Here is a 21,684-nt window from a genome sequence, read left to right as displayed (position 1 = left end):
CAGGCTCAGACCTGAAACTGACTCCTGTAGCCAGTTTCAGGTCTGAGCCTGTTTGTATCAGGAGTACGGATGTTCCGTACTCCTGATGAGAATTTAATGCGCTTGGATTATGGCTGGTTATGTTGTTCCAGTTGCGGCGCGGTTTTGTCCGCTTTCACCGTGATGTTGTGGGCTTTGAAGGTCGAACCGGTGGCGCGTTGAAATTCGGCAATCGCTTTGTTCAAATCGGTCTGCGCCTGAACTTCACGACCGCGCGCGGCAATCAATTCCTGCTGGCGTTGCAAGACCAGAAAGACGGTTGAAAGTCCTGCCTGAAATTTTCGTTGTTCACTCTCATACTGTTTTTCCGAGGCATCCCGCGAAGCCACCGCCGATGCCAGTCTCGCCTGCGCAGAACGCACCGCCTGCAAGGTGTTGCGAACTTCGGCTTCGATGGATTGTTCGATTTGCTGGCGTTGATTTTCAATCTTTCGCCCTTCGGCAAGCGAACGTCCGTAGTTGGCTTCGGCGGTGCGATTGCCGACGGGAAAGGAAAACCGCACACCGACGCGAACCGTCGGAAAATCAAAACCAAACAAATTATTGAGCGATTGTCCGTATCCGCCGATAAACGCCTGGGGAACTCCGCCCGATGAATTATTAACCGGCAGCGGCGTGAATCCGAGGACTTTCGAGATTTCATTCACTCGTTCAGTGAGTGCCAGGGTCCCTGCGGTGAAGGGATTGGGTCCGCGATTGGCAAGTGAGCCGGCAAGCCCTGCGGCAGTGTAAATGCCGAACAAATCAATCTGGGGTTTCAACTGGTCGCTGAAAAATTTCTGATTGACCCGATTGATCTCTGCGGTTTTGGCGACCTGGTCTAATTCCGGGCGCGAGGCGAGCGCCAATTTAATCGCATCATCCAGTTCAATTCGCGGCGGGTCGAGGCTCACAGGCGTGGTCGGCGCTAAAGCTTTCGACCACAAAGTCGCCGTGCGTTCCGGCAAGAGTAAACTTTTTAAGGTATTTTCGGCGCGGGTGACGCCTTCCTGCGCGATATAAACATTCTGCTCGAACAAGGTAAGTTGAGCTTCTGCCGAAACAATATCAATCGGCGCAAGGGTGCCTTGTTCAACCTGACGACGATTGCTTTCGAGTTGGGTGCGCGCCTGTTTTACCGCATCGTTTTGCACCTGTAAATTTTTCAGCGCGAAAACCAAGTCCCAGTAAGCCTGTTGAACGCGGGTGATGACTTCGATGGCGCGTTGACGAAACTGCGAGTCGGTAAGCGATAAATTTTTCTTGGCGATTTCAATGCGTCTGCGATTGTCATCGGTTCTTAACCCTTTAAACAACGGTTGGGTATAAGTCAGCGTGACGCCGGTTGGCAATGTCGGGTTGAGCGACGAGAACAGGTTGTCTGTGGTTTGCCGCGATGATGAAAAATCGATTTGATAAACCCCACCGGCAAGCGGTGTATTGCCGCTCAGAGTTGCAACATTGGTTTGATCGGTCGAGGTGATTTTGCCGCTCGCACTGCCGCTGATTGCCGATGCGGTTGCGGTTTCGCGATGTTCGTAATACGACTGTGCGGCGATGCGCGGGTCATATGCGCCTTTGGCGGCATTCAAATCAAAGCGCGCCAGTTCAACATCGATGCGCGAGGAGTTGATGTCTTTATTATTGGCTAAAGCCAGGGCAATCGCTTCATCAAGGGTTATCGGCGTCTGGTCATTGACATTGACGCCAACCCGTTCAATCGGCGGTAAAGCCTGGGGATTGCGCGCCGGGACATCCTGAACCGTCTGCGAAAATCTTGGTTTCGCATTTGCCATCGCTAAAATGCTGCCGGCTTCCGGTTTGCGATTTTCACATTCATCCTGAGCCAAAACCCCTATGGGCAGTAATGAACCGAGGGTTATACAAGAGGCTAAAAACTGTTTGGCTCGAATATTTTTTGAACCCCGCGAACCAAATCTCTTTTTGCCTTTTGCCTTTTGCCTTTTGCCGTCGTTCTCCTTAGTCTCCAGATGCTTTTGAAACTTCGTCAACATATTGTTCCTTTTTGGTTTTGCGTGAAAACAGATTCATCACGGGTTGCAATACGGTTTCTTTGGCGAATTCGCCGACGCGACCGACTCTGGCGCTCAGGGTTTGCCAGGCAGTCATTTCGCGGATGTCTTCAAAAATCGAATAGTAGACCGGCACCGCCAGCAAAGTGAGCAACAGACAAAGTGTTTGTCCGCCAACTACCAGAACACCGATTGAACGACTGGTGCCTGCGCCTGCCCCCTGTGAAAGCACCAGCGGCAACATACCCGCAACCAATGCTATCGTGGTCATCAAAATCGGACGAAGGCGGTCACGGTTCGCCTGAACGATTGCGGCATAGCGCGTCATCCCCGCTGCACGCAAGGTGCTCGTGTGGTCAATCTGCAAAATCGCATTCTTTTTGACGACGCCGAACAACAGGAAAATTCCCAGCGCCGAAAAGATATTCATGGTTTGTCCCATCACCAGAAGCGACAGGATGCCAAACGGCACAGACATCGGCAGAGTCAAAAGAATAGTCACCGGATGGATGAACGATTCAAACTGCGCTGCCAAAATCATGTACATGAAGATAAATGCCAACAAAAATGCCAGTCCGAAATAGTAACCGGCTTTTCCGAGTTCCTTTGAACGCCCCGCAAGCCCGGTTTTATATTCGGCTGGAACTTTCATTTCAGCGACAAATTTATTCATCTCGGCGATGATGGTGGATTGCGAACCGCCCGGACGCGAGTTGCACAGCAACATCACGCGGCGTTCGCGATCCTGACGTTCGATATTCGAGGGTCCGGTTGATTCAATAACTTTCACCAGGTTATCCAAACTGACCCAGCCGCCTTTTGCCGAAGGCACAATCATGCGTTGCAAGCCTTCGGCGCTGGTGCGATATTCGCCGGTGGCTTTTACCATAATGGTGTATTGCTCGGTGCCTTCGTTGTAATTGCCGACTTCTTGCCCGGCAACCATCGTATTCAACACCTGCGCGATGTCGCTCACTTTAACGCCCAAATCGGCGGCGCGCACCCGATCAATCTCCACACGCAATTCGGGTTTGCCGGTGATCAATGTGGTATCGGGGTCAACCGCATCGGGAATGGTCTTCATCTTTTCGAGCATCTTGTCGGAATACTCTGTGAGCTTTTGCAAATCGGGTCCGCTGATGATGTATTGCACGTCGGCGTTGCGAAAACCGCCGCCTGAAAAAGCCGCGACCTGTTGCACGCTGGGGCGCAATTCCGGCGGGTATTTCTTTAAAATTTCACGCGCCCTGACCATTAAATCATCCTGCGAGTCTTCGCGCTCTTCAATCGGTTTCAATTTGACGTAGATGTAACCGCTGTTGACTTGCGCTTGTCCGCCGCCGCCAATCGTGGTCAAAGTATCGATGACGCCGGGAACGCTTCTGAGTTCCGTGGCGATGCGTTCAATAATCGTTGAGGTCGCGGCAAGCGTCGTGCCTTCCGGGGTTCGTAAAGTGACTTCAAATTGTGAGGAGTCATCATTCGGTAAAAAGTTTTTACCGACCATCATAAACAGCGGAATGGTACTGATAATCACCAGCGCGCTGATCGTGACAATCACCCAGCGATGCGCCAGCGACCATTCCAGCAGCCATTTATAAGTCCGATCAATCGGACGATAAAATCGCGATTCTTTAGAATCGTGCGCCTGACCTTTTTCTTTCGACTCATCGGGTTTCTTGAGCATACGCGCCGAAAGCATCGGCGTAAGCGTGAAGGAAACCAACAGAGAAACCGCAATTGCAAAGGCGGAAGTCAACCCGAATGACGACATGAATCGTCCCATGATGCCGCCCATAAAACCGACGGGCACGAACACCGCAAGCAGTGACATGGTGGTTGCCATAACTGCCAGCCCGATTTCCTTTGTTCCTTCAATCGCCGCTTGAAACGGCGACATGTTTTTCTCTTCGATAAAACGATAGATGTTTTCAAGCACCACAATCGCGTCATCAATGACGATACCGACCATCAAGGTGAGGGCAAGCATGGTGATGTTATTGAGCGTGTAGCCCATGATTGCCATCAAGGCAAAAGTCGCGATAATCGAGGTCGGGATAGCAATCGCCGAAATGAAGGTCGAACGAAAACTCCATAGAAAAAGGAAGACCACCAGAGCGGCAAATAGTGAGCCTTCAATCAAGTGGGTTTTAATATTATCTAAAGAATTTTTAATGAAGATGGACTGGTCGCCGACGATTTCGGTTTTGATGTCTTTGGGAAGCGTCGGTTTGATCTCTTCCAAACGCTCTTTTACGGCATCCGCAACCGCAACCGTGTTCTGCCCGGATTGCTTGGACACCAGCAAGGTGACGGTCGGTTTGCCGTTCAATTTTGCCAGGGTGCGTTGTTCTTCCTGACCATCTTCGATGTAACCGATGTCGCTCACTTTCACCGGTAAACCATTGCGCCAGGCGACCGTGATGTCCGCGAAATCTTTGGGGTCGGCAATGCGTCCCATGGTGCGAACCGTCAATTCGCGCGCGCCTTCATCGACACGTCCGCCCGGCAGTTCCATATTCTGTTGACGGACGGCAGCCGCCACTTCGGGAACTGTGACGTTGTAGCCGCGCAATTTATCCGGGTCAACCCAGACATGAATTTCGCGTTCGGCTTTACCAACCATCTGCACCTGACCTACGCCGTTCAAGCTTTCAATGCGTTCTTTGATTTGCTTGTCGGCAATGAATGTCACATCGCGCAACGGTCGGTTTGCAGAGACGGCGATTTGAACAACCGCTGCGGCATCCTGGTCGAGTTTTTGCACGGTCGGTTCTTTGGCGGTTTCCGGCAAATCCGGAACCACGAGGTCAACTTTGGCGCGCACTTCCTGACTGGCAACGTCAGCGTTCTTTTCCAATTGAAAAGTGACGAAGACCTGAGACACGCCTTCGGTCGACACCGAGCGCAATTCATCAATGCCGCTGATGGTATTCACCGCGGCTTCGATTTTGTCGGTAATTTCCGTTTCAATTTCCTGCGGGGAAGCGCCGGGATTGGCGACCGTAACCGTAATCGTCGGCAAATCGATTTTCGGAAACAGGTCAACGCCGAGCGACAAGTATGAAAACCATCCGACGACGGTTAAAGCTAAAATCAACATCACGGCAAACACCGGACGACGAACACAAATTTCAGCTAATTTCTGCATATTTCCTCAATCTGTTTTGTGCTTTGTACTTCGTGCTTGGTACTTGGTGCTTCGTTTGTCGTTGAATCGCCTATTCAGAATACGGCTCTCAAATATTCAAAGCATAAAGTACAAAACACGCCTTTACTTTTGACGAATCAAAGCGCCATCGTAGAGTAAATCGAGATTGCTGGTGGCGACGGTTTCACCGGATTTCATCCCTTTTAAAATCCGAACCATATCGCCCTGGGTTTCGCCGGTTTGGGCGACTCGTAAACGCGCGGTGTCGCCTTCAACCACATAGATGCGAACCGATGTTTCATTCGCCTCTTTCATTACAGCGGTTGTGGGAATGAAAATCCCCTCGCCGCCGCCGTGTTGAATCAGCCGCGCCGAAGCAAACATTCCGGCTTTCAATTTATTATCAGGATTCTTGATGTCAACTTCGGCGGTAATCGTGCGCGATGCCGCATCAAGCGCCGGATTGACGGCAGTGACAATGCCGGAAAATTCTTGGTCGGGAAATGCCGCAACCGTAGCAATCACCGAAGCGCCGATATGCGCAGTTGAAGCTTCGCCTTCCGGCAGTTGCAGTTTCAATTTAATCGGATTGCTTTTCAGAATGGTCGCAATTTTCGATTGCGTCGTGACATATTCGCCAACCGCTACGGGGCGGTCGCTGACGAAACCTGAAAGCGGCGCGACAATCGTGGTATCGGCTAAGGCTTTTTTCGCAATCGCCACCTGCGCCCGCGCCGCTTCAAGCGCAGCCTGCGCGACCGCTATGCCCTGATTGTTTTGCCGTGCCGTATTAATTGCCACTTCATACTGTTTTTTGGCGGCATTCGCCTGAGCCCGAGCGGTGTCGGCTTGCGTGCGATACTGGTCGGCAACGATTTGCGAAACATCACCGCTCGCCACCAGATTTTCGTAACGCCTGGCATTGGTTTCGGCAAGTTTAGCTTGCGCTTCTGCGGCTTCATAATTCTGACGGGCGGCAATGACTTCAGGAACCGCGCTGGCATTGAATTGCCCGTTTTTATCCAAGCCCAATTTCGCTTCCGCCTGCCGTAATGCCGATTCCGCCTGTCGTTCGGCAGCCGACAATTGCTGTAAACGCAACCGCGCATCCCGATCATCGAGGCGGGCAATCACCTGTCCCTGTTTGACGAAAGCGCCAACATCAACCGGTGTGGCAACGACCTGACCGGAAATTTGCGGCGCGACATCCGAAGCTTCGTCAGCACTGAAACTACCGGTTACCTGTAAAAACATGGGCACGTTACGCGATACGGCTTGCGAGGTGGTAACTTCCACCGGCTGAACTGTGGAGGCTTCGGCAACGCCTTGATTGGAAGCCGCAGATTTCGAGCGTTTGCACCCTGATAAAATCAAAGTGCTGAGCAGTAATGCAGCAATGCAAAAGTAAATATAAGTTTTGTAGTTGCGAATGGACATAGGCTACTCCGCTTTTTTATGGGACGACTTTTTGGGGTTAGGGTGTTTTCCTGGAGGTTTACGAAGACCGTCAATCAACAGTTTCGGAAATGTGTCGATGGCATCCGCATCGGTCACATCCAATGATTTAAATTCAAATAACCACTTCACCATCGAATGATAAAGCGGCAAGGCGATGATGGCACGCACCACCGCATTCGGACTGAATCCGGCGAATGCGCCTTCACGCTGCCTTTTAATGATGTAATCGCGTAAAAACTTGTGCAACGGCGTTACGTGTTTATCGCGAAAGCGCTGTGCCAGGGTATGGTCTTCAAGCGCCGAATAAAACATCAATCTGAGAAAATCGCGGTCTTTGCGATGATGGTCGACGATGCGCTTAATCAACGCTTGAATCAGTCCTTCATCATCATTGCTGTCGGTAAATTGGCGTAAATCGTCAATCCAGTCTTCCGACCCGGCTTCATTGGCTTTGTAATCCAGAATGGCTGAATACAGAGTTTCTTTAGAAGGGAAGTGCCGAAAGACAATGGCTTCATTGACGCCAGCCATTCGGGCAATCTCTTTGGTGGTGGTGCCGCAAAATCCATGCTTTGAAAATAGCGTGAGCGCCACGCGAATCAATTGCTTGCGCCGTTCCTCGCTCGACATTCTGCCTTCATCAAAAACCGCCGTTCTGTTGGTCACATCCTTTCGACTTCGATCATCTCCCCTGGTCATTGTTCCTCGCCCCTCTTTTTCATGTAAGTAAGTGCTTACTTACATTCTTGTTCATAGTAACGTCCCGCAAGGGTTCAGTCAAACACATAAATATAATTAATATTGATTTAATGTTTAATTGAATTGATGCGCGTGCGTGCGGCAGGTAAAAGGCTCGCCTTTACCTGAAAAATTTGCGCCATTAGTGCCTGTTTCAGGTAAAGGCGAGCCTTTGCCGAAAGATTTTCGGAATCCCGGTTTCCGGTAAATTTATTTCAATGCCATTGTCGGGTCACCGAATAATATCCATGACAGTCGAACATCCCTATCGGTAATATTCGATTTCGCCTGTTTAACGGCATCGCCAAGCATCAGGGATTGATGCCGGTTTCGCGCAAACATCTGTTGAAAGAACGACGTCGCCATCCAATCCTGCTGATCTGCAAAGGTAAGGGTAGACGAGCACCATGCAGCCACCCCGCCACCTTCGGATTTCACAAAACTTTCAGCCAAGCCGTCGAGTTGCGGATGCTGGAAGAAGCCGTTCAAACAATCAAGCGTGATATACACCGTGTAGCTGTCGCGATTGGTGAATAACGGCGGGTCGTCTGAGGTAATTAAATTATCTCGCCAACTCCACACATACCCGTGCCCTGTATAGAGCGCAAGTTTCGGTCCTTGATTCAATTTATCGAGTATTTGCGCGCGCGCTGCGGTTGCGCCGATTTGTCCTTTTTTAATCTGCGTGACCGTCGCGCTGGTTCCGACAATCGCTTTTAATCTGTCGGATTCGCCTTCAAAATCGTAAACATCATTGGCATCGCTGATCAGCACAACTTCATTGAGCGGCGTCTGTTGCTCGTAAGCGAGGATTTTCCCGACCAGAATGGTTGCCTCTTCGACATTGCGCGCCGGTAACCGCCCGATAGCCAGATCGGCATATTCGTCGCCATCGGTATCCGCCAGCCAATCGTCTGACGCCGCTTCAGCAAAAAATGAATCGATGAGTTTGGTTGGCACCACATCCGTATTGCCCCAGCCGAGGTAATCTTTCGGATCGTATGACGCATCGCCAACCAGTAGCACGTATCCGGGCTGGTGTTTCCAGCTTTGAGCATAGGTTAAAAAGCTCTTAATCGCATACGGGGTTTTTTGACCGTAACTGAATTCGTCATAGATGTCTTCGATGTCAATGATCTGGGTGGTGAAGCGTTGTTTTTGCCTGAGCGTTTTTAACGGTTCCAAGGTTGGCGCTAAACTGCTGGTTGTAATGATGACAAAATCGGCTGAATTCGTCCGTTGGCGCAAAGATGAAGGGTGGTCAATGTATAAGGAATCCGCCTGTTTAAACCGGTCAACGGTTAATGCCATCAAGGTGTGCTCGCCGCTTCCCGGAACATTAACATTCGTACAGAAGTTGCCATCGGCTGTGGCAACGACATTGGTTGCAACCTCAACCGGGGTTTGCGGATTGGTAATATCCACTACACAAACTGCCGGGTTGGTGAAGCCATCTATTAATAACGCCTCTCCACCTTTACCCGAAAACTTGATGGCATCGTTATCAGCGAAGAAACGATGCGGGTAGGTAAGTTCGATGGAATCGACCAGATTGAGGTCAGACCAGCCTCCTTGCGAAATCAACGTGACGGTGTTTTGTCCTTCGAGCAGTAAGGCGTTGGGAATCGCAAAAGTCGCTTGACCTTGCCCGGTACTGATGAGCGAGATGACTCCCAGAGCGGTTCCATTGAATGAAACATTGATGTTGTGCTGCGTCTGGGTCACGCCTTGTAGTTTGATGGTTAATTCCGAATAACCGGATGCGGCATCAGTGCAGAGGTTTTTGACATTCAAGGTCTGAGCAACCGGCGCACCTCCAATCAATGAGCCAAAGAAATTTTCCTGGTCGCCGTTTGGCAAGGATTGGAAATAGATAAAACGGTCTTTGCGTTGTACCGTCGCGCGATAGTTGGAAGACTGACCGGGTGTCCCCATAACCGTAGCCTGTGCCATGCGTTGACCGGCAGTTAAACCCGCAACCAAATAGTAAGCTCGCGTAGTCGAATAAGGGGAATCCATTCCCATCGCGTAAAATTCAACCACCACTCCATCCTGATTTTTTGAAACCTTAATTGCCTGTTCCTGCCCATCGACCCAGAGTTGCAGGTTTTGTAAATTCGTCGGTATTGCCCAACCGGCATTGCTCATCTCGGCTTGGGTTAAACGATACCAGCCCTCTTCTTTAATCATTATTTTTAAAGATGGAATGGCAGAATCCTTACCGGTTTCGGGTGCGGCGTTTTCCAGTGACGGAACGGTTTTATTTAGCGAAAGCAACGATGCCTGTCGCTGACGAAATGAACTGCCGCCAGCCTCCACCTGCATTAAATTTTCCACGCTCGGCGAGCGCAGGGTTAGCGGAGATTTACTTGAAACGTTGATAACCGGAAAGGGCCCGAACCACTGACTCAATCCTTGCAGGTTGATGGCTTCAAGCCAATAACTGTCAACAGAGATTCCTTTCGCACTTCGCGGGGAATCGCTCCAGGCATAACGAAAATCGGTAACTTGTGCCACGGCATTTCCAGTGCTGAGTGCTGAGCCTAAAATGAGTGAGGGATTGATTCGGGTTCGTTCGCCATTGGCTTCGCGATAAACATTAAATCCCAGGGTGTTGATTTCATATTGACTGCGCCAGTCAATTAAAACCTGATCCTCATATTGCGTGGCATTGAATGAATGCAAGCTGAGAATCTCTCTTGCCTTATCAATCGGAAGATTTACAACCGCTTTGGTTTGCGAATCGCTTCGATTGCTCGATGTGCGTTGCGCATTAACCGCAACCGGTAAACTGAGCGAAAGCGCCATCACCGCAATGAGCGTGAGGGAAATCGGCGGTTTGAAATTGGCAACGAAGTGATTAACTGAGTTCAGGGGGCGAAGCGAACTGAGATTTTGGGACAAGTGTTTAAGCATGAGTCCTCCGGGTCTTTATTTTTCAAGGTCGCTTAATCCGCGTTTCCAGACAGAGAAAATGTGTGAAAAAACGCCGGTTTAAGCCTAAGTTTAAGATTTCGGAGGGGAGATTTTTTTCGGGAGGAGATTGGTGGTTTAGAAGGGGTGATAAAAGAAAAAGAATTTTTCAATGACTTTATGATTATCGAAATGCGTTTGCAGACATTTCGATTACCGCAGTCGTTTTCTTAATGCAGGCTCATTATAGGTCGCCGCTTTTTCAAGCTCAATAGTTTTGTTATCGAGGCAGATGAAGCGTAAGCAGACCGAAACCCGCAACCGGAATTACCAGTCTTGGCGTAAATGAAGCTCAGTCAATCCGACAGTTTATTTGCCGGTTCGATGATTGTTCAGGTCTTCGTTTAAGGTATTTAGAAAATTCACCAGGTGGGCAATATCGCTGGCGGTGAATTTTATTTTTGCCAACTCTTCGTCGCCTTCACGTATACGCCCGGCGCGCGCCATATCACTCAGGCGAAGCATTTCACCTAACACCTCATCCAGAGTAAAAAGCGTGCCGTTATGGAAATAAGGATAGGAGTATTTCAGGTTGCGAAGCGTCGGGGTTTTAAATGTGCCAATCATGCGGTTGAGAAACTGGTTGTCGCTCTCGCCCGGTTTGCGTAACGAAGAATTTTTCACATCGACATAATTCCAAAATCCCAAATCGGCATAACCGGGTTTTTCTTCGAGCGGAATTTCCAGCGCCTGCGCCGAAGGTCGCGCGGCGCTTGCGACATCGGGAATCGCTAACTCGGCGAATTTGCCTTCACCATGACGCCGGTCATATTCGCGTTGACTGATGCCGAGATTATGAAACGAATGGTCGGTAAACGCGGGCGGCGCGTGACACGCGAGACAATTGCCTTTATCCGCGCGGAAAAATATTTTTAACCCTTGAAGCGCCGATTGATTAAACCCTGGGGTCAGTTTCAAAGTTTTCTCGGTTTCCAATTGCTGGATTTTTTCGAGCAATCGCTGACCATAGGCTTTGGCGTCTTCGCCATTCGCGGGTGCGGTTTCAAGCCCATTTAAGGCGATGAATTGGTCATAAGTGGAATTTTTATGCGAACGCAGAGTGCGGCAATAATCGGCAACCGCTTTCGCCACCAGGTTCAACAATTCATCACTGCTTACCGCTTCTATATTTACCGCGAAAGCCTGCTCGAACTTTCGCCCATAGGTCGCTTGGTTTTTCAAAATCACGGCGCGGGCATTTTCTTTGGCTTTCGCTTCTTCACCCGCAACCCAGCCGAGAGTTCGCCCCGAAAGTGTGCCTTTGACCAAATCTTCAAGCGAAGCAAACTCTCCGTCATAATGCAATCGCGGCATTGCGCCGACATCCAAAATCGTCGGCGAATTGCGAAGCGCCAACCGCCGTTTGTCCTGCGAGCGAAATGAAATCCAACTGCGATTGAAAAAATCCGTATAAGCGCGAAGCCCTTGCGGGTCTTCATCAAGCATGTGGCAGTGATTGCAACTCGCCGGCAAATCGCCGTTCGGAGAAGAGAAGCCCGCCTCTTTGAATAATTGTTTGCCGAGTTCGATAACCGCCGATTGATTGACGATGCGGTCGGTTTTTCCCATTGTTGGTTGTATACCTTTATCTGTAAAACCCCAGATGAGAAATGCGACAAACAGGAAGAGGCAAGCTTTTTTCAACATGAAAGAATTCGTCCTTATTGAGTTGCCCCGGCTTTGCTCAAAACCGCGCTACCGAGTCTTACAAACTGTCCACCGTCTTCAGCCAATTCTTCGGCAATCGCGAAAGAATGCGCTGAGACGATGGAAATCGTTCTTCGCAATTGTAACGATTGACCTTTGCTTTTGACAGGGTCGATGGTGAACTTGATGGAAATCGGACTGCTCCAATCGCCCTTGCTGTTGATGGTGATGCCTGTGCTCAGTTTTTCCGTGAGCGTCATCTGTTTTGTCGCCTCATCATAAACCAGAACGGCGGAATGTTTGAATGAGGCGCTATCGCCTTTACATTCGGTCTTGCCATCAAGCGTTTTGCCGTCGGCGCGTTTGGTGAATGTCAGTGTGCATTCGCGCGGCGCTGGACCAAACGCGCTTTCCCGCCCGATGTATTTATAGCTCCATTGCCCGACGAAATAGTCTATGGATTGTTTCTGCTGCGGTTGCGGCACACTCGACCGGCGTTGTGGATTCTGACCGGCAGGTGGTTGAGGCTGGGCGCTTTGCGCCGGTTGCGTTGGTTGGCTTTCATCTTTGGCGCGTTTCAAACTTATATCAAAAGCGATGCTTTGTCCGCCGAAATCGACATTGCCCTGCCCGGTCATCGCATCGCCTTCGAGTGTGAAACTGTAGTTGATGGTAAACGCCCCTTGCGGGGTTTCGACATCGGCTTTGGCGGTGACTTTGTTGCCGTCAACTTTAATGTCTTTGAGTTTCAGTTCGCTGCCACCGCGCATACCGGGCATGGTTCCCACAACAATATCGCCCTCTTTTTTGAAAGTGGCGGTTGTCGGACGTTCACCTTGCGGGGATTGAATTTTACCTTCCCATTTGCCAATCAATTTGTCCTGTTGGGCAAAAAGCGAAAGCGCGAGAAATTGGATGAGCAAACCTGCACCCAAGACTTGAATCAGTCGTCGCATGAAATATTCCTCCGATGAAAATTGATAGCTAAAGACCCGCTCAACTTTAAAACGAATTTCGCGTGAGGCGAAAAATAATGAAAACCATTTGTGCCTGTCAATACGGTAAAACGTTGCCGAGTGGCTATTCTTTTTTTGCGTGACCTTCGATGACTTCGATACGCATCTTATCCGGCCCTTCGATAAAGGCATATTTGATTTTGCCACCGGCGACCGAACGAATTTCATCGGTCACCTTCACGCCGTCTTTGCGCAACTTGTCCAAAGCCTCTTCGAGATTATCGAAACTGAAACCGATGTGATCGACAACGTGACCTTTGGTTGATTCAAGTTCGGTTTTGCCTTTCCAGGCTTCCGGGTAGGCTTTCCTGGTGTATTCAATCGGATAGATGATGAGGTTGACGTTGTCTTTCATCAGCGAGGCGCTGGGCCCGATTTGCACGCCGCGATACATGCGCGGTTCACGTGAAGCCGAAGCGCGTCCCGTTGCGCCGAAATATTTTTTGTACCATTCGGCGGCAGCAATCGGGTCGGCGCTGAACAAATGAATATGTCCGAAATGATGATGACGCGCGGTATTCAATTCGATGAGCGCGCCGTCGGGACCTTGAACATAGGCGTAATAAAACAACCCTGTGGCTCCGGTGTTGCCGCCGATGTCGCTGATGTCAGTTATCGGCGTGAAAAATTTGGTTCCCATTGCCAGTTGTTTTTCATAAGTCGCTTTCATATCTTCCGCGCCCCAACCGAAATGCCAGACCGCAGAGTTGAGGTCGGATTTCGGGGCTTCGTTGACTTTGGTAAACAGTACCCAGGATTTTTGCGCCCACACGGCATCCAACAATCCTGCAAATCGACCTTTTTCACAATCGAATTTCGAGGTGTAAAAATCGATGTTCGCTTTGGGGTCGAGGACATTTAAATGCAGATGATGAAAATGCGATTCGGGAAATTGCGGCGCAGCGGGTTTAGTTTCCTGCGCTTGAAATCCGAAAGCGCCAAGCGTCAATGAACCGAGCAGAGCAGTGATGAGAAAAAGATGAAACCGATGTTTAGTAAGCATGTGAACCTCGCTATAGATTAAGGCAGTAGCCCAAGCGTCAGCGCGGGCGTTTTCCACTACCGCCCTCCCTCACGGTCGGGCTACTGCCTTAGCCAAAGCCGAGTTACAGATAAAAATGCGAGCGGTAAGTTTACAAAGTCGCTTGCGACCACCTGTGCATCACCGCTCGCAATATTTTTAATTTTCAATCTTGCAAATTAATCGCTGGCGCGCACCCAGCCATACGCCGCGTTGCTACGCTTGCCGCCACGGTCGATGTACTCGGCTTTCAATTTATCCAAAGCGTCAGTAGCAAGTGGATTGCGCTTGGCTTTCACATTCACCTTGTAAAGTTTCGCGGCATTCAATCCGAAGATTTTCGCTTTGTCTTCTTTGGTGAGTTTCTTGTAGCCGAATTTCTCGCAGAATTCGTCGGTGATCTGGAAACGTTTGAAGGCATCAATGCCCCATTGCGGCGACCCCCACCACAGACAATCGGTTCCCCATACGACGTGGTCTGACCCGTAATACTTGATGTTTTTACCCATGCCATGCATGCAGAGTTCGGGATGGACGATTGCCAGCGTGTTAAAGAAACTGCCGATTTCGCAATAGATGTTATTGATTTTCGGATTGCGTTTCTTGATGTCCATCAAAATTTTATGCCACTCGAAATCGCCCGTGGTCGGGTCGTAGTTGTTGTGGTCTTTATCGAGCCAGGTGGTTTCGCCGGTCATCCCCTGTTCATTCTTGCCGTGTTTGATGGCGGAATGATAGACCACGAAATTGAAATCGGGATTGTTGAGCGCGGCTTTTTCCATGTCTTTGGGATTGGCTAAATGACCAAGGGTGCGCGATTGATAGGAATAGCCTTTGTGAACGCTGATGAGTTTGACGCCGCGTTTGCGCGATTCCTCCATAAACCACTGAGCGTTTTCATCGTCCAACTGGAAACCGCCGCCCGAACGTCCGGGGTCGGTATGGCAATACCATTTCCACGAACTGATTTTGTATTGCTTGATTTCGCGTTCCATCTGTTCAAGGGTTGTGGCTTTGTCTACTTTATTGTTGACTTTGTCCCAATAGTGATTGGGCGCGAGGTTGCCTTGATTGAGGGCGCGCTGGGTGCCGCCCGCCAGGGCATTGATTTTTTTAGCCGCTTCAGCCATCAACCAACTCGGTAAGATGCCGCGACTGCGGGCATTGCCTTCGAGGATTTTGCCGTCCTTATCGCGATTGGTTTCCAGCGTCGGCACGCCTGAAATCACTACGATTGAAGTTTCGCTGTCAAAGAGCATCTCTTTAACGAAAGTCGTGAGGCTATAGGATTCGGCATCGTTCTTCAAATCGAAGCCCATGTTTTTCATGAACTCATTGTTGCGAAAACCGATGGCAAACCCGTTGGTGAAATGCGCCTGAACATCGACGATGAAATACTCGCTCTTCGGCCATTTCTCTTCATTGGCGGCGGCTTCCCAGGTCTCGACTTCATCGACTTCCCAGTAGCGTTTACCATAAGCGAGATTGGAAGCTAAGAAACAGGTCGCCATGCCCATTGACGTGCGCATAAACGCGCGACGTGGCATACCGAGTTTTTTGGCGCGAGCTTCCGAAAGTTCGCCGATTAAATGTTCGACCTCTTTCTGTTTTGGGGTTTGCGGTCTTGGCTCGAATTCTTCGTTTGAGACCACCTGGGTGGGCATTGGCGAATCAACGCCTTTTTTCATATCTCTTAGGGCTTTGCGAATCCACATAGCTTAATGACTCCTTGAGAAAAATGGTGTTGTGAATGAAATCGTTGATGGCATCGGCCACTTCCACTGCGACGGAACCTGCCATGACAAAGATATTGTGGGCAGCAATTTTAATGATCGCTGACCACAATATCGAATGATGAATTGAGAAAGATTATTTACCGGATGATGCCGGTGTCGGGTTGGTTTTCGATGGTTCGGCTTTTACATAAGTAAACCAACCGATCATCATCTCTTCCCAGGTTTGATCGCCCCAACGCACCTCTTTCGACGGGTCGGGGTTGTATTTGTTCTTTTCGGAATTATCGAAATAAGCCACACAATCGAGCCTGGTTCCTTTCGGCAGCAGAATCGGATTTTGCGGAATGTAGGTGTGCTGCCAGTTGAAATCATATTGCGGCACATTGAGTAAAATTTCCGAACGACCATCGGGGTAGACCGCCGTATAGCGGAAGGCTTTACCGCGCACATGCATGTGCGGCATAAAAGAGGTAATCAACACATCTTCATCGAATGTTTTTGTAGCTTTGACTTCATGACTGGGGTCGCCCGCCGGAATCACGAATCGTCCATTGATGGCATTGCCGGTCATCAACATTTTGCTGGCTGGTTTTTTGGCAAACACGAATCCGATTTTGGTGCGGTCTTTGGTCACCGTGCCGTTGGTGGTGTAATGCATCTGGAAAACGATGTTGCTGCCTTTTTTAATCAAGCGCGCCATGCCATCGCCAAAAACCATGCCGGTTTTATTCGGGGTGATGCCGCCGAGATGCACACGCCCGCGACGCAGTTCACCTTCGCTGCCCGGTGCGGCGTCTTTTACATTGGCTTCCTGTGCATAAGCGATGACGTGATGCACCACCGAACGATTGCCCGGTCGAATTTCCATCGCCTGAACCCATTTGTCTTCGGTGAAATTCGTCGGCATCGAGAAATAGAGATAGGGAACCGTGCCGTCTGCCGGAACGGTATATTCTTCGGGCATTTCCAGCACGACATCGGGTTTGCCAATCGTCCAGCCTTCGGTGAATTTCGGAGTCGGCGGTAAATCTTTGTCCTCACCTTTTGGCGCACCGGCTTCTACCCAGGAAGTGATGGTGGCAATCTCTTTTTGCGACAGGCGAGGGTCGTTTGCCCAGTGACCGTATTTCGGGTCGGCGCTCCAGGGGGGCATGGATTTATCTAGGATACGTTCGCGAATCGAACGCGCCCACGGACGCACCTCTTTATAAGTGAGTAGAGACATTGGCGCGATTTCACCCGGACGATGACATTCAACGCAATGTTTATAAAGGATGGGCGCAACATCTTTGGAGAAGGATGCGGTCGAGGCACTGGCTTTATCCTTGGCGGTGGCAAAGGCGACCAGAGAAATTAACCCGACTAAAAGCGACATGACTTGCAAGGTTCGACGAATGTCTTTGTTCACGTGACCCTCCTAAGCATTTTGATTTTATATTAGAGAGCTGATGCGTTGCTTTGACGCCGCCCATTGTAACCGACTAACCGGTCGGTTAGCAACCGCAGATTATCAATATTTTCGCTATGGAAAGGTCGAAGTTTGATGAATGAGGAAAGGATTTTTCTCGGCATTTAAGGTCAACCCGCGTTGACAATTTGCAACCGGCAGCGCATTTTTATTGCGTCTTTATCAATTCAGCATCACCCCAGAAAATTTCAATCAGAGGAGCCTCGATGAATTTAGTCGCAATTTTACAGGAGCGTATCAAAGGCATTTTCCCGGATTTGTTAGGCGTAGAGTTTCTCGAAGCCTCTCCCGATATGGTCAAAGCGCGCCTGGAAGTCCGCGGTGATTTATGTACAGTCGGTGATATTTTGCACGGTGGCGCGATGATGGCGTTTGCCGATACGCTTGGCGCGGTTGCCACGGTAATCAATTTACCCGAAGGACACACCACCACCACCATCGAATCGAAGACCAATTTCTTTCGTCCGGCAACCCTTGGCTCAACGGTTATCGGTGAATGCACGCCACTTCATAAAGGCAAACGCAGTCAGACCTGGCAGACGCGCCTTGTTTCCGAAGAGGGAAAGTTGATTGCCTTGATTACCCAGACGCAATTTGTTTTTGCAGTGAAAGCCTGAAGCGATAGTCAAGCAAGAGATGTTTCAAACTGGCGATTCGCCTTGCGTGTTCCTGAGCGATTAACCATTCGGGCAAGGAGGGAGCAACCATGCAGAAAATTTTAAACTCTCGTGAACAACAACTCCGCGATTATTTTGGCATCGCGAAAACTGTCAATTTGCTTTCGCCAAATGCCATCATTCCCGAAGAAACCGATAAAATCACTGAACATTTGCGTCGCTTCAACATCGAATGGCACGTCATCCCTTCAGAAGAAGCCGTGCCGTTTGATGCCGACTATATCGCCAGAATGTATCCGATGTGCGGTAAAGATTTCACCAGAGCCACAAGCCATCAGAGCAGTTGTCAACAAGCGTTGAATATCGGGCATCATCGCCATCAAGGGCTGATTCTCGGCGTCGAATCTACCCAAAAACCCAATTACCTGCCGCACGGCAGACACTTCTACGGTTCCGAATATGGACATGATTGGACGCTTGACCCGATAGCCGGGTTCATAGGCGAAGCCGGATTTACCAACGGCACACGTTTCGCCCACGATTACGCTTCACTGCGTTCATTGATGCGTTTGATAAATGAAGACTGGCGTTCACACGCTTTGATGCCGATGGGCTATCGCGTCACCATCTGCCCGCCTGCGGTGTTCAATTTGATTGGCAACGTTTTTCACCGGGAATGGAGTCATACCCAAAGCCTGGAACTCGGAGCCTATCGCGATGAATTCGGCAATGCCAATGCTTTTGCCGTCGGCTGCAATGCGGCAAATGATTTTTCATATGTTCACCATGTAGAAACCAACTCCGATTGGACCTATTTGGGATTTCGTCTGGTGCTGGTTCCTGACTGGCTTTAAATCGCGCAAGGGATTTAACGAAATCTTGACCGTGAATTGATGACAAACGGTTTCCTTTTATATTATTCTGATTTTGAGGAGTACGTCATTTGATGAACCAAAAAGTTTTGCCGCTTGCCGCCATCATTATCGTGGTTTTGTCATCACTTATCGGAGGGCTTTATCAATCGCGCTCTCGTATGACTAAAACTTCCTCTTCGGCAACCTCCAATACCGATGATGTCAAGAAAGGTTTTGAAGAAGCGCTCGAAACCGTGCGCGAAGAATATGCCGGGGAAACGGATGTTGAACTGCTCAGCAAAGCTTCGATTCAGGAAATGCTTCATCAACTCGACCCACACTCCAGCTTTTTCACTAAAGCCGAATTCGACGAATTACAAACCGAACAACAAAGCCGCATTTATGGTATAGGCGTTACCATCGCCAAACGCTACGACCGGGTTTACATCATGTCGGCAACGCCGGGCGGTCCCGGACATCGAGCCGGTCTGCGTTATGGCGATGCGATTATTGCGGTCAACGGACAAAGCGCAGAAGATTGGAATCAGGATAAAGTCTTGCACAATGTGCGCGGCGAAAAAGGCGAAGAGGTTAAGATAACCGTTGAACGCGCCGGTGTCGCCAGTCCCATTACCGTAAAAATCAAACGCGATGAAGTGAAATTGCCGACCGTGCGCACGGCATTTATGACTTCACAACCGGGCACCGGTTACATCGGACTCACAGGAGGTTTCGCCGCGAAAACCGAAGAAGAGTTGACCGCCGCCATCACCAAACTCAAACAAGAGGGAATGAAACAACTGGTGCTGGATTTGCGCGGCAATCCCGGCGGCTTGCTTGACCAGGCGATTGAAGTTGCCAAGAAATTTTTGCGCAGCGGGCAAAAAATTCTCGAAGTGCGCGGACGCGAAGGGCGTTTCCCGACCCGCGTTTTTGAAGTGCCCGATAATAATGAACCGGAAACCATGCCGCTGGTGATTTTGGTCAACGGCAACACCGCGTCGGCTTCCGAAGTGGTTGCCGGCGCATTGCAAGACCATGACCGCGCCTTGATTGTCGGCGAAACCAGTTTCGGAAAAGGTTTGGTGCAAAGTGTGACGCGCCTTTCATACGGCGCGGGACTGACGCTTACCACCCAACGCTGGCACACGCCGACCGGACGATTGATTCAACGCGATTATTCCAACGTCAGCTTTTACGATTATTACTATCACCCGAAAGAGACGGCTCAGGAAAATACCACGGCACAAAAATCAAACACGGTTTATACGGATAGCGGCAGGTCTGTATATGGCGGCGGCGGCATCACCCCGGATGTCGAAGTGAAATCCAAAGAGCCGAGATCGTTTTCGCAGAATTCGGTCAACGGGCGAATCTTTAACGGAATTTTCATGTTCGTTCGCCAACTGGTTGCCGGACAAATTGCCAACCTTCGCGAGTACAAAATCAACGAATCACAAAACAAAAGCCACTTGACTCAGGATGACATCAATCATTTTGTGGTTGATGAAAAAGTCCTGGCGGCTTACCGGCAATTCATCGCCACCAATTCGCAATTCAATTTTTCCGAAGAGCAATTCAACGAGCGGAAAAATTACATCATCCTGCAACTGCGTCGCGAAATTATCACCGCCGCTTATGGACCTGAGGCTGGCGACCAGGTTTATCTCGCCGAAGATGTCCAGCTTTTGAAAGCCTTGGAAAAATTTCCCGAAGCGAAAATGATGGCGGAAAATTCGCACGCCAATCAAAACGACAGACCTTAATCAACCCGCAGAATCACACACTTCAAATAATAGGTCTCAGGCATGGCAATCAAAATGGGATGGTCGCGTGATTGCGCGCGCTTTTCGAGTATCTGGGCGTTGCGCCCGGCATCTGCCGCTGCATCGGCGAGCACTGCTAAAAACAGTTCTTCGCTCATGTGATGTGAACAGGTCGAGGTGATTAAGATGCCGCCGGGTTCAATCATTTTCATCGCCCGCAAATTGATTTCTTTGTAACCGCGCATCGCGCCTTCCAAAGCTTTGCGATTTTTGGCAAAAGCCGGTGGGTCGAGATTGATGCAGGTGAATTTTTCACCGGCGCGTTCCAGATCGTGCAACAAATCGAAAACATTGGCTTCAAGGAACTCAATATTATTAGTCTCATTCAATTCGGCATTGCACCGGGCTTGTTTGATTGCTTCTGCGGAAATATCAACGGCGATTACCTGCTCGGCTTGCTTTGCCATATGCAGAGCGAAACCGCCTTGAAAAGTAAAGCAATCGAGGGCGCGACCTCGCGCATAATTTTCTGTTGCCAGCCGGTTTTCTCTCTGGTCTAAAAACGCGCCGGTCTTTTGACCTTCGAGCAAACTCACGCCGTATTTCACCCTGTTCTCATAAATAATTAACTCATCCGGCGACTCGCCATAAAGTAAACTCACCTGACGCGGCAGGCTTTCGAGTTCGCGCACCCTGGCATCATTGCGTTCAATAATCGCGCGTGGCTGGTAACGCTCAATTAACAGGTCAACCCACAAAGGTTTGAGCGCCTCCATCCCTTGCGAGAGCGTTTGCATAACGAAACAATCAGCAAAACGGTCGATGATGAGCGACGGCAAAAAATCGCTTTCCCCGTAAACCAACCGGTAAGCATTGGCATCGGTGACGACCTGTTGGCGCAGGCGTTCGGCGCTGATTAGTCTTGCAAGCCAGAAATCACGGTTTATGATTAACTGGTCGAAACTGATAAATCGCAAAGCAATTTGTGAAGTCGAACTGTAAAGCGCCTGACCGAGAAGCTTCCCCTTCGTATCGCTCACTAAAACGATGTCGCCTGACTCGGCATTACCCGTATCAATGAGGTCACTGCGATAAATCCACAGGTGACGTTTTTGAGTACGTTCTACACCACGTTTATTGACTGTAATTGTCGTCATAAGCCTAGTAATATAGCTGCAACGGATGAAA

The 21,684-nt window shown here is 49.8% G+C and carries 14 protein-coding genes; 3 read left to right on the top strand and 11 right to left on the bottom strand.

What is annotated here, in order from left to right; all coding sequences use genetic code 11:
• Positions 1–107: 107 nt before the first annotated feature.
• The 10 genes from AB1757_10615 to AB1757_10570 form a co-directional block, all read right to left on the bottom strand.
• Positions 108–2,033 (bottom strand): TolC family protein, encoded by a 1,926-nt coding sequence (locus AB1757_10615; protein MEW6127477.1) that lies wholly within the window; start codon positions 2,031–2,033, stop codon positions 108–110.
• A complete protein-coding gene (locus AB1757_10610; GenBank protein ID MEW6127476.1) occupies positions 1,999–5,202 on the bottom strand; it encodes an efflux RND transporter permease subunit in 3,204 nt (1,067 codons plus the stop codon). Before AB1757_10610 ends, AB1757_10615 begins: the two co-directional genes overlap by 35 nt.
• Positions 5,203–5,325: 123 nt before the next feature.
• Positions 5,326–6,639, bottom strand: coding sequence for an efflux RND transporter periplasmic adaptor subunit (locus AB1757_10605; protein ID MEW6127475.1), 1,314 nt, complete (start codon positions 6,637–6,639; stop codon positions 5,326–5,328).
• Between the two features lie 3 nt (positions 6,640–6,642).
• Positions 6,643–7,326, bottom strand: coding sequence for a TetR/AcrR family transcriptional regulator (locus AB1757_10600; protein ID MEW6127474.1), 684 nt, complete (start codon positions 7,324–7,326; stop codon positions 6,643–6,645).
• Positions 7,327–7,608: 282 nt separating this feature from the next.
• Positions 7,609–10,314 (bottom strand): C25 family cysteine peptidase, encoded by a 2,706-nt coding sequence (locus AB1757_10595; GenBank protein ID MEW6127473.1) that lies wholly within the window; start codon positions 10,312–10,314, stop codon positions 7,609–7,611.
• A gap of 366 nt (positions 10,315–10,680) precedes the next feature.
• Positions 10,681–12,018 (bottom strand): cytochrome c peroxidase, encoded by a 1,338-nt coding sequence (locus AB1757_10590; GenBank protein ID MEW6127472.1) that lies wholly within the window; start codon positions 12,016–12,018, stop codon positions 10,681–10,683.
• Positions 12,019–12,032: 14 nt separating this feature from the next.
• Entirely contained in the window at positions 12,033–12,974 is a 942-nt protein-coding gene (locus AB1757_10585) for a hypothetical protein (protein ID MEW6127471.1), read from the bottom strand.
• Between the two features lie 124 nt (positions 12,975–13,098).
• Positions 13,099–14,094 carry a VOC family protein gene (locus tag AB1757_10580; GenBank protein ID MEW6127470.1) on the bottom strand — a complete coding sequence of 332 codons (996 nt, stop codon included), beginning with the start codon at positions 14,092–14,094 and terminating at the stop codon, positions 13,099–13,101.
• 140 nt (positions 14,095–14,234) lie between these two features.
• Positions 14,235–15,770 (bottom strand): amidohydrolase family protein, encoded by a 1,536-nt coding sequence (locus tag AB1757_10575; GenBank protein ID MEW6127469.1) that lies wholly within the window; start codon positions 15,768–15,770, stop codon positions 14,235–14,237.
• 154 nt (positions 15,771–15,924) lie between these two features.
• A complete protein-coding gene (locus AB1757_10570) occupies positions 15,925–17,199 on the bottom strand; it encodes a thiol-disulfide isomerase (protein MEW6127468.1) in 1,275 nt (424 codons plus the stop codon).
• Between the two features lie 266 nt (positions 17,200–17,465).
• On the opposite strand from AB1757_10570, the gene AB1757_10565 reads away from it, so the two are divergent.
• The 3 genes from AB1757_10565 to AB1757_10555 all read left to right on the top strand — a co-directional run bounded on the left by AB1757_10565 (position 17,466) and on the right by AB1757_10555 (position 20,496).
• Positions 17,466–17,876: a PaaI family thioesterase gene (locus AB1757_10565; protein ID MEW6127467.1), complete on the top strand. Its 411-nt coding sequence runs from the start codon at positions 17,466–17,468 to the stop codon at positions 17,874–17,876.
• An 89-nt stretch (positions 17,877–17,965) separates the two neighbouring features.
• Positions 17,966–18,730 (top strand): hypothetical protein, encoded by a 765-nt coding sequence (locus AB1757_10560; GenBank protein ID MEW6127466.1) that lies wholly within the window; start codon positions 17,966–17,968, stop codon positions 18,728–18,730.
• 92 nt (positions 18,731–18,822) lie between these two features.
• Complete coding sequence (locus tag AB1757_10555; GenBank protein ID MEW6127465.1) at positions 18,823–20,496, top strand: S41 family peptidase; 1,674 nt, start codon at positions 18,823–18,825, stop codon at positions 20,494–20,496.
• On the opposite strand, the gene AB1757_10550 is transcribed toward AB1757_10555, so the two are convergent.
• Positions 20,493–21,653: a class I SAM-dependent rRNA methyltransferase gene (locus tag AB1757_10550; protein ID MEW6127464.1), complete on the bottom strand. Its 1,161-nt coding sequence runs from the start codon at positions 21,651–21,653 to the stop codon at positions 20,493–20,495. The genes AB1757_10555 and AB1757_10550 overlap by 4 nt on opposite strands.
• Between the last annotated feature and the right edge of the window lie 31 nt (positions 21,654–21,684).

Source organism: Acidobacteriota bacterium, assembly GCA_040754075.1.
Classification (GTDB): Bacteria; Acidobacteriota; Blastocatellia; order UBA7656; family UBA7656; genus JBFMDH01.
This window is presented reverse-complemented; position numbering and strand designations above follow the sequence as displayed.